Annotated in this window: 9 protein-coding genes and 1 pseudogene; 6 read left to right on the plus strand and 4 right to left on the minus strand. The window is 69.3% G+C overall.

Going from position 1 to position 9,075, the window contains the following annotated elements; all coding sequences use genetic code 11:
- Together ACFWY6_RS41340 and ACFWY6_RS41345 are read right to left on the minus strand one after the other, a co-directional pair.
- A pseudogene (locus ACFWY6_RS41340) lies at nt 1-1,418 on the minus strand (hypothetical protein); the annotation flags it as partial.
- 5 nt (nt 1,419-1,423) lie between these two features.
- Nucleotides 1,424-2,038, minus strand: a complete 615-nt coding sequence (locus ACFWY6_RS41345; protein WP_384701820.1) for a hypothetical protein — start codon at nt 2,036-2,038, stop codon at nt 1,424-1,426.
- A gap of 272 nt (nt 2,039-2,310) precedes the next feature.
- Here ACFWY6_RS41345 and ACFWY6_RS41350 point away from each other — a divergent pair, with 272 nt between their 5' ends.
- Entirely contained in the window at nt 2,311-2,850 is a 540-nt protein-coding gene (locus ACFWY6_RS41350; RefSeq protein ID WP_384701823.1) for a hypothetical protein, read from the plus strand.
- A complete protein-coding gene (locus tag ACFWY6_RS41355) occupies nt 2,847-3,464 on the plus strand; it encodes an RES domain-containing protein (protein ID WP_384701826.1) in 618 nt (205 codons plus the stop codon). Before ACFWY6_RS41350 ends, ACFWY6_RS41355 begins: the two co-directional genes overlap by 4 nt.
- A gap of 254 nt (nt 3,465-3,718) precedes the next feature.
- Here the strand turns inward: ACFWY6_RS41355 and ACFWY6_RS41360 are convergent, their stop codons facing one another.
- The gene (locus tag ACFWY6_RS41360) at nt 3,719-4,207 is read right to left on the minus strand and encodes a hypothetical protein (RefSeq protein WP_384701829.1); all 489 of its coding nucleotides are present in this window, start codon (nt 4,205-4,207) and stop codon (nt 3,719-3,721) included.
- 151 nt (nt 4,208-4,358) lie between these two features.
- On the opposite strand from ACFWY6_RS41360, the gene ACFWY6_RS41365 reads away from it, so the two are divergent.
- Nucleotides 4,359-5,033, plus strand: coding sequence for a hypothetical protein (locus ACFWY6_RS41365; RefSeq protein WP_384701832.1), 675 nt, complete (start codon nt 4,359-4,361; stop codon nt 5,031-5,033).
- An 18-nt stretch (nt 5,034-5,051) separates the two neighbouring features.
- Here the strand turns inward: ACFWY6_RS41365 and ACFWY6_RS41370 are convergent, their stop codons facing one another.
- Complete coding sequence (locus ACFWY6_RS41370; RefSeq protein WP_384701835.1) at nt 5,052-5,729, minus strand: hypothetical protein; 678 nt, start codon at nt 5,727-5,729, stop codon at nt 5,052-5,054.
- 407 nt (nt 5,730-6,136) lie between these two features.
- Here ACFWY6_RS41370 and ACFWY6_RS41375 point away from each other — a divergent pair, with 407 nt between their 5' ends.
- The 3 genes from ACFWY6_RS41375 (at nt 6,137) to ACFWY6_RS41385 (ending at nt 8,976) form a co-directional block, all read left to right on the plus strand.
- Nucleotides 6,137-6,535: a GNAT family N-acetyltransferase gene (locus tag ACFWY6_RS41375; RefSeq protein ID WP_384701838.1), complete on the plus strand. Its 399-nt coding sequence runs from the start codon at nt 6,137-6,139 to the stop codon at nt 6,533-6,535.
- 156 nt (nt 6,536-6,691) lie between these two features.
- A complete protein-coding gene (locus tag ACFWY6_RS41380) occupies nt 6,692-8,308 on the plus strand; it encodes a hypothetical protein (protein ID WP_384701842.1) in 1,617 nt (538 codons plus the stop codon).
- 398 nt (nt 8,309-8,706) lie between these two features.
- The gene (locus ACFWY6_RS41385) at nt 8,707-8,976 is read left to right on the plus strand and encodes a hypothetical protein (protein WP_384701845.1); all 270 of its coding nucleotides are present in this window, start codon (nt 8,707-8,709) and stop codon (nt 8,974-8,976) included.
- Nucleotides 8,977-9,075: the final 99 nt, after the last annotated feature.

Raw genomic sequence — 9,075 nt, forward strand, 5'->3', positions numbered from 1 at the left:
GGGGGGGCGCCCCCCTGGTTGGTTTGCCCCGGGGGGCCCCCGCCGCGCCCCCGGGGCCGCCCCGCCCGTACAGAGGGTGGAGCGGGCCAGCTGAGGTTCATGCCCGGCCTATGCCGGACCTTCGCCACGAGGAAACGCAGCCGCTCATCCACCGTGTCCCAGGCATCGCCGGTGAGGTCGGTCGGCGCGGCGGCGGCCGTGAGGGTGAGTGGACCGAGGCGTGCCTCCACGTCCTCCCACGTGTGCGTCACCTCAGCTGCCTCACCGTGCGGACCCGTGCCCAGTGCTCCGTACACAGCGACGGCGATTCCCCCCATGTCCCCGTTGATCGCGAGGACCTGGAGGAGCCTGGTGTCCCCGGCTGCCGCCGGCTCGTTCGCCACGTGGTTCTGGAGCTGGCGCTCCACCACCGCCGCGCCACCCCCGCTCATGGTGTCCAGGGCGACCATGGCCGTCACGATGACGTCCGCGAGTTCCTTCGCCACGTCTCCCCAGTCGTGGGACGGACCCTTGCGCGGGTTGGCGCCGAGCGCCCCGTGAAGGGCCTCCGCGACCTCCCCCAGTTCCTCAGAAATCTTGAGCACGCGCAGGAGCCGCGCGTCCTCCACCGACGTCGCGGCCACGAGCCGTTGGTGCAGGTCCTCAGCCATCGTCCGGGCGGTGAACCCCAGCGGCTCCAGGCGCACCTCCGGCGGATCGAAGTCCCGGGCAACGCTGTGGTCGGCCCCGGTGGGGCGCACCGAGAGCGGGCGCGCCTCCAGACCCTGCGCACTGCGGTGCGCCATCTGCCCCTCCGGGCCGAAACGGGCCGCCACCTTGTCCGTCGGCAGCGCTGCGAACTGGCCGACCGTAGTGATCCCGAGCCGCAGCAGCAGTTCTGTGTGCCGGACCATGCCCAGCACGCCGACCGGAAATGGAGCGAGCCACGCGGCGTCTCCGTCCACAGGAACGATTTGGCCGGTCCTCGCGGCGAGCGCTGCGGTGAACACGGTCGCCGCGATCCCGCACTGCGCCGGATAGCCCTGCTCGGCGACCGCGTCGATCAGGCGCTCCATTAGCTCGGCCTCACCGCGCCAGTAGCGGGCCGGCCCGCGCGCGGGCGCGACGATCAGCCCCGGGCGGATCACCTCCAAACGCGGCATCACCGACTGCTCCAGGTGACGCACGACCGGTTCGAAGGCGCGCACCTCGCTCTCCAGGTTCCGCTCGCTCACGCGCAGATCCGGGCATCGGGCCAGCGCGGTCCGCAGGCGCATCCGGCGCCGCACACCGGCCGTGCGGGCCGGCGCCGAGCACGCCACGACTTCGTCCCGGCGCACGACCGCGACCGCGTCCTGGTCGGCCGCCGCCCCGATGGCGGCAGCGGCGGCGGCGACGGGCCAGTCCGGAATCCAGCAGGCGACAACGCGTCCCGACACCGGACTCACCCCACGACTCGCAGGGCAGGACGCCGCGGCACGACGGAGTCCAGGCCCGGCGCCGACCCGGCGCGGTCGGCGTCCGCCGCTTCGGGAGCCGAAGCCTGGGCGAAGGTGACGGCTCCGTTGGGCCCGGGCAGCCACAGGTCCGCCGACCGGGAGGCCGCCGCGGCCCCTCTCCCGGAGGACGTCACGGTGACCCGGCGGCCGCGCAGCAGCCCGTGGCCCTCGCTCACGCCCTCCCAGCGGGCCCGTTCCACGGTGAGCCGGACCTCGGCACCAGGCCACGAGGTGGCGGACAGCAGCACGGACCCGCTGCGCCGCATGATCGCGGCCAGGCCCCGGACCGCGTCGGACGGCGCCTGGCCCAGCGGCCCGACCAGGACGACGGGGACGGTCTCCAGCAGAACGGCCAGGACCTGCGTCCAGGTACGGCCCGGCTCGTCAATGACGAGACCGGCCGTCAGCTCCAGGCCGGCGTCGGCGGCCGCGAGAGCCCCCCAGCTGCGGCAGGCCGACCGCCGCCCACCCCGCGCCGGAGGCCGCTTCGGCAGCCAGCGCGAGCAACAGAGGCAGATCCCCGCCCGCGCTGATCGCGGTACCCGGGCGGATCCTGCCACCGGGCAGCACCGAGCCGAGGGGCGACGCCGTCTCACCGGCTACGCCACTCGCATGCTCGATTGTCACCGGCTCCGCAACTGCCACAGGGCAAGAATCGAGCATCCGTTCGAAAATGACAAGCTGCGCGTCAGGGAGGTCACCCGAAAGGGGCAGGTCAGTGAGCCGTGGGCACGGCAATCGAGCCGACGAGATCGGAGCGTGCGTGACACGCATGTTGGGTGCGCCGAAGTCCGCCGCGCGCTGTCCGCCAATCCGGTCGTACGGTGGAGGCGTGGACGACGGCTCCGACGCATACCGGCTGAGCCAGGCGTACGAGAGCGCGCTGCGGCTGGCTTGGGGCAGGTACGGCCAGCTAAAGGATCAGAAGTTCGACGACAGTTCCTTGCAGCAGATCGCCCAGGATGCGGCTGACCTGACCATCAGCAATCTGTTCTGGAGATTGGCGCTGGGGGACGGGTGTCTGCGGTCAGCCGAGTACGCGCGCTCGGCCAATCGCAGCCCGGAAGCAGTAGTCGAGGATATCCAGAACGGCCTCTTGGTGGGCCTACTCGGCCGACGAGAGGCGTGGCTGCCGCTGTGGCAATTCGAGGACCTGGCAGACCCGTCTTCACCCAGTCGTGCCGCGCAAGGGCTGCTGGAGGTCTTCCAGGCGACCCTTGGCGAGGCATTCTCACCCGAGGTAGTGGTGCTGTGGGCCGCGACCCGGCAGCCCGAACTGGAGGATCAAGAGCCGCGCGCGGTGATCGGCTGGATGTCGCTAGACAATTTGGAGCGGTCGGCCAAGGCGACTGCGGCGAGGCTCGCATCGTGAGCGCCAACCTGGCGGCATTCATGCTGACCGACAACAGACAGCTCTACCGGCTGTTCCTACGGGTCCTTCCTGACGGGACGCCCGGCGCCCCCGCCTGGTTCTGCGACGGCAGTACGCCGTGCCGCTTCGATCTGCCAGCTCCCGCAGGTACCTGCTACGTCGCCGATACAGCCTTTGGAGCGTTCGTGGAGCGCTTTCTGCGCATCGGCAGAGACTGCGGGATCGCCATGGACGAAGTGGGGAAGCGTCGCCTGGCTACTGTCGGCGTCTCCGAAGCCGTGCGGCTGATCGACCTCAATCAGCCTCAGAACCTCTTCAAACACGGGATCACCCCACAGCTGGTGCACGAGATGGGCCCTCCCTACCCGCTCAGCACAGCGTTCGCGGTCAGTGCTCACTCCGAGGACTTTGACGGTGTGCGGTACCTCTCGCAGCGCGATATCACCTCGTCAGAGGTGTGTATGGCGGTCTTCGCTCCGACCAGCGGTGCCGATACAGGCAAGATCTTCGATGTACACCACGAGGGGCCGATCCGCCGCGAGTTGGTCGAGGTGGTAGCGGCGACATTCGAAGTCCCAATCCTGTGGTCGGCCTCGTCGCACTCGCCCAACTGAGGCCAACTGCCCCTATCGATCGTCTCACCGGCAAACGGCTATCTCGTGCTTCTTACGTGCATCGAGCCTGACCCCGGCCGATCAATCCGGCGGCACGTGCTCAAGGTGCTCCGCTTTCCCAGCGCTCAGCGGCAGCACGTACACCCGTTGCCGAAGCGGAGCGACACCTGGAACGGTGTGTTCGCAGGTCAGGCGGTTTGGACAACTACGAGGTTCCGACCGCGCTTCCGCGAAGTGTTCACTTGCCGCCGCCTTCAACTCGTGCGACGGAAGCTGTCGACCGGACCACCCCAACCACCTTCAGGGCCCTCCCAGTCGAAGGCCACGGCGTCGTCCGTGGTCACCTTGTCACCCAGGTGCATGTTCCCCTCGCCGCGACCGCCGTCGCTGCCGCCCTTGCAGGTCAGAGTCAAGGACGGCGCCTCCTTGCCCTCCACCGTGTCGGGCTTCAGAGTGCCGCTGCAGTCGAGCACGGCGCCCTTCATGGTGACATGGCCATCAGCGATGGTCACCGTCTGGAAGTACCTGTCGCCCTGCCTCTTGGAGATGGTCTTCCAGGAACCGGCCGCGCGGTCGATCATCGTGCCCTCGGCCGACGCATCCGTAGGGCCCTTGCTGGGGCTTCCCTTATCCTCGCCTGATTGCGCGTCACGGGACTTCTGCGGCTTGTCTTCACCGGACCCACAGCCACTGAGTACGAGTCCGGCGAGGACCAATACAGCCACCGCATGAGCCTTGCGCACTTTGTCTCCTCAGATTTCAGAACGGGACATGCCAACTTAACAGCCGGAGATTCCGCCAGGGGCCCGTGGCTGCTGCGAAATGACCGCGTGATGTGATCAGTGAACTGCTCCACCTGCGAGCCGCCTGACTACCAAACCCAAGGAAACGCGTATGAGCGTGTCAGCCCGCACCGACCACAGCAGTGCCCCGGACCCCCTGCGCAGCGTGTATCTGAGACTGGTCGCCGAGGAATCGATACCTGAGGAAGCGCGAGGGCAGTTCAGCTATCTGCAACCGCTGGCCACGGATCTCCTGGTGGGCGTTGCCCTCGACACCCCTGACAACGTCCGCGTTCTAGATGACAGCGATGTGGCTCTCGTCGAGTGGGAGACCCTCGCGGCTGCCGCGCGGCGGAACTTGCTCAGTGAGCCGGTCAACTACAACACCGCCGATCTGCCCGGCGGCGCGGTCCTTCACATCCTCGGCCACCCGGAGTCGGTCTTCGCGGCCAGCAAGGTGCTCGTCTTCGAAGAGGCGGTACGGGTCAACGGCGGCCCCGCGATACCGGACGAAGGCGTGCTGCTCGTTGTCCCGAACCGGCACAACCTCGTGTTCTACCCGCTCACCGACCATCACGTGGGTGAGGCCGCCAACGCGTTGGCGCAGTTCGGACAGGGAGCCTACGAAGACGGCCCCGGGCGCCTCTCCCCCCGGGTGTTCTGGTGGCGCGCCGGCGCCCTGACATCGATCACACTCTTCGACCCGGAAAGCCGGACGATGAGCATCTCCCCGCCCGATGAACTCATGACGATCATGCGACGGCTGGCCGGCAACGCCGACGACTGACGTGCCCCGAGCTGCGACCTACGGTCTGCGCCACTCCAGGTCCGGCGGCCCGGGTTCCATAGCCGCGACGCCGGACTTGAGGCTCTGCATGAGCCACTCGATCCCAGTGGCGTCCGGATAGGCCACCGCGGCCCAGGCGCCCGTCATCACCACCCCCGGCGCTGAGAGGGTCTCCCACACCACGACCCACGCCGCACGCTCCTCGGGTACGGGCCGCGGCACCACCGCCTGGCGGGGAACCATGGCGCCGAGCTCGTCACGCAACTCGCCAGCCGTGAGGGGGAGATAGTGCTGGCCCTCGGTGGCCACGCGGTACATGAAGCGGGTCCGCACGTCAGCGCCTGGAGCAGGGGCGGGACGGCGATGGTGCCGCAACGGCGGGGCCGTGGTGACGGCGTGAAATGAACGAGCGGCGTGAGCCGTGTCGCGGGCCGCTGCCTCGTCTCCTTCGTGCAGCAGGCGCGCGACCGCCCCCAAGAGCGGCCCGAGCGGGTCGTGATCCAGCAGGAAGGTCACTCTCTCAGTGGTGTCAGCTGCGGGTGCCTGCCGCGGAATCACGCCCTGCCGGTCGGCCGCCAGCCCGTCCAGGACCTGTTGCCACCGCACCGGCGTGCAGGGCCCTGATCCCGCATAGCGGGACAGGAGGTCACCGGCAGCGCATACCTCAATGCCGTCGAGGGGGGCGGCGAAGTCCACGGCGAAGCTCCTTTGGGCCAGGCACTGATGGGCGGTCGTGGTCACGGTACCGAGACCGAACGGCGCTGCCCCCGCCGCAGGTCAACACTCGCAACCAGTAGCCGTTCTGTCCCACCGCCAAGCCCCCGCCCCCTGGCGCCCCAGCGCTCCTGGCGGCCGGCACCAGGTGGGCGTGGCGCCACGTTCATATTTGTCCACAGGTGAGCTCTCCTAGCGTGCCGACCGGACCCGCTACCCGGTCCGCTCACGTCCCGCGCCCGCACGGAGGAGAACAGCGTTGCTCACCCCCACCGACGCGCCCGCCGACCACGCTGCACCAGCCCGGCCATGCATCGCCCACCGCGCGCACCCCGGCGACCTCGAAGCAGCGAACCTCATGCACAACCGCTGCTCCCTTGGCACCCGCTATGCCCGGTACGCGACCCCCCCGCCGCGGCATCACGCAGCGCGAGTGGTCCCGCCTGGTCCACCCGGCAGCTGGCACCACCTGGCTCGCTGTAGCCCCGGCCGACCCCGCCACCACCATTGCCCTCACGCACCTGCTCAAGACCCGAACCCCCGGCACCTACGAGTTCGCCGTCATGGTCGAGGACGCCTGGCAGGGCCAGGGCATCGGCTCCTACCTCACCCACTACGCCCTGCACACTGCAGCAGAGCTCCCCGACTGCGAGACCGTCACCACGATGTACGGCGCATCCAACCGGCGCGCGACCGCCATCGTCACAAGCCTCAACGCCGCGCTACCCACCCCGGAGAGCGGCATCCTCCACGTCACGCTGCCACTGCCCGCTCGGAGCCGGCCATGAACCGCAAGACCCACCGGCTCCGAGGACAATGCCCTCGACCAGTCACGAACGGCCGAGCGCGGCACATGCGCGCTCCCGTGTCGGCCCCGGCTGTCAAACTGCAACCACCGCCACCACGGGGGTGGTTGACCTGATCGCCGACGAGAGGACCAACGCGTGACGGCCGACTGGGACGCACTGGACTGGACATGCCCCACGTGCGCGGCTTCGCGCACGAAGACGTGCACCACGAAGGACGGCCGCCCCCGGCCCACGCACCTCGCCCGCCGCCTCACCTCGATCCTGCTGCAGTTCGCCGTACGCCGCGGCCGCGGCCAGCCGCCCGCCGAACGCGCCCAGATCGTACGGTCCCTCAGCACGGCCCAGGAATCGGACACGTCCGCCCGCGAGGGCTACCTGTGGCACCAGGCCACCGACGAGCTGTACCTGTGGGACCAGGTGGTGGCCGCAGCTGGCCGGCACGCGGCGGCCGCCGTCGAGGGCCACCTCGACGGCGACGAACTTCGCGACGCAGCCCAGGAGGCCGCACACCGCATCTCCCAGGCGCGAGACCTCCTGCACGAATGGCACAGCGAGCGCGCAGAGTATCCGCTCGACGAAGAGCTCCTTGCGGGTGTGCTGCGCCCCGCGCCGAGCCTGCTCGCCCGGGCCCGGCGCCGCGGCGACATTCAGCGACTTGAAGCCGACCTCGCGCGCCGGCCCGTGTACCTCGACCGGCCGGGCGGCACCTGGTCAGCGATGTGGCACAGCGACGGCGCCCTGACCGCGCACCGCGACGACGGTCTTTGTGTGCGCGGCTGGAGCGCCACTCCCGACGCCACCGGGCAAGCCGTGCAGTCGTTCGAGGCCACCAGCCGCCACAGCCCAAGGATCACCCTGACCTTGCACGGTGAACGGCCAGAAGGCCCCGCCGCGGGCAGCGACCCACCCGGCATCGATCGGGGGGACGTCCTGCGCGCCTTCGATGCCGACCGCGCCGCGCTCGACGCCACCGTCGCCGCCATCACCCAACTCCAGCGGGACTGGCCCGAACACGAGGTCAGCGATTGGGTGCGTGCGGCGACCACCCAGCTCCAGACCAATGCTCCACAGTCGCCGTATTTCAGCCTCTACAACCGGCAGCGGGAGCACCACTGGGCATACAGCGAGAGCGCAGCCTGGGTGCGTACCGACGCCATCGTGTACGCCATCGATATGGTCTGGGGCGACTTCGACCGGTCCGAGGCGGCCCGTGGCCCCAGCTGGATACCCCGCGCCGCCCGCGAATTGCTCACCACCAAGCCGGAGCAGCTCGCCGCGTTTCTCCGCCACCACCTTGCCGAGGAACCCGCCATCTCCCTCAGCGTCACCAATGGACCGGCCGGACCGCTCTACAACGTCTCCACGGGCGGCGCCCATCGCACACACCTTTTTCGGATCTTGGGCCTGCCCTGGATGATCGCGAAGCTCTATGCCCGCATCCCGCCCCGCCGGTTCGACGTCGCTTCCGTCATCGACACCGCTAAGGGCATGACCGAGGTCGAGCGCGTCGGGCGCGGCTGGCACACCCTGCTCGAGCGCGGCCTCCTCCACGGCCGCATCCGCTACGAAGGCGCCTTCGCCGTGCTCGACCTCGACCACGCCTCAGCGCCGTGGCTGATCGGCGACGCCGCCCTCGCCAGCGCCTACAACGCGGCCTACGAGCGCGTGTACCCCGGCGCGCTGGCCGAACTGGGCATCCCCGCCACCGCCTTGAGTGGCCGCGAAGCCTGGGAGCAGTGGCTGTATGGCTGACGACTACCAGCAACGCGGCATGGGCCATCGGCGTACGCGTGTGACTGGCCGCGATCAACCTCAACTGACCGGGCTCCGCCACGGCAGATTCACCACTCTGACCAGGAACCTCGGCTACCGAGCCGTCCGCCGCGGCATGCACCGAAGTTCAAAGACGACGACTGCATGTAACTGCATGTCCCGCATGCGACACAGTCCGCCGTCTGGCCGGAAGCACGCGGTTAGCGTGCCGACGTACCGGCGCCGCACAGGAACTGGCCGTGCGTTGGCGGTGTTCCGTACTCGGACCGGTCGTCCGCCAATGTGGGGGGCTGATGCGCAGGCGAATGGGCCATGTGTGGGGCAGAGTTGGTCCTGGCGGTGACCGGCGGGAGGCCGAGGGAGGCTAGCTCCCATTCATGACGACTGACCTCGTTGACGCCTTTGAGCGACTCACCGCAAGCCTGAACCGGGCCTATGTAGACCACCGCCTCCTGCGTCTGCCCAACGGCAAAGCCCAGCTGGTGCTCGGTCCTTCATCGCGGATCGTTCTCCAGGATCTGTGCCGCAAGGCAGGCTCGGAGCTCCTAGAGGGTCACACCCCGAGCGGTGACCTCAGCAAGGAACTTTCGGGCACTGCGGCAACGGAGATCGCGGCCATCGTTGAGAAGGACTATGCCGCCCGTTGAGCCGCGCCAAGGCCGAAGGCTTTTTCCGCGCCTGTGTCTGCGTCGGGTCGATCGCGTACGGTGTGCCCCTCCGTTCCGGGGAGGCGCATGGCGTGAGCC

This window comes from Streptomyces sp. NPDC059037, from assembly GCF_042740015.1.
Classification (GTDB): domain Bacteria; phylum Actinomycetota; class Actinomycetes; order Streptomycetales; family Streptomycetaceae; genus Streptomyces.

Excerpts from the sequence above, each read along its gene's own strand:
- ACFWY6_RS41375 (WP_384701838.1), top strand. The coding sequence starts at position 6,137 with ATGCCCGGTACGCGACCCCCCCGCCGCGGCATCACGCAGCGCGAGTGG.
- ACFWY6_RS41385 (WP_384701845.1), top strand. The coding sequence starts at position 8,707 with ATGACGACTGACCTCGTTGACGCCTTTGAGCGACTCACCGCAAGCCTG.
- ACFWY6_RS41365 (WP_384701832.1), top strand. The coding sequence starts at position 4,359 with ATGAGCGTGTCAGCCCGCACCGACCACAGCAGTGCCCCGGACCCCCTG.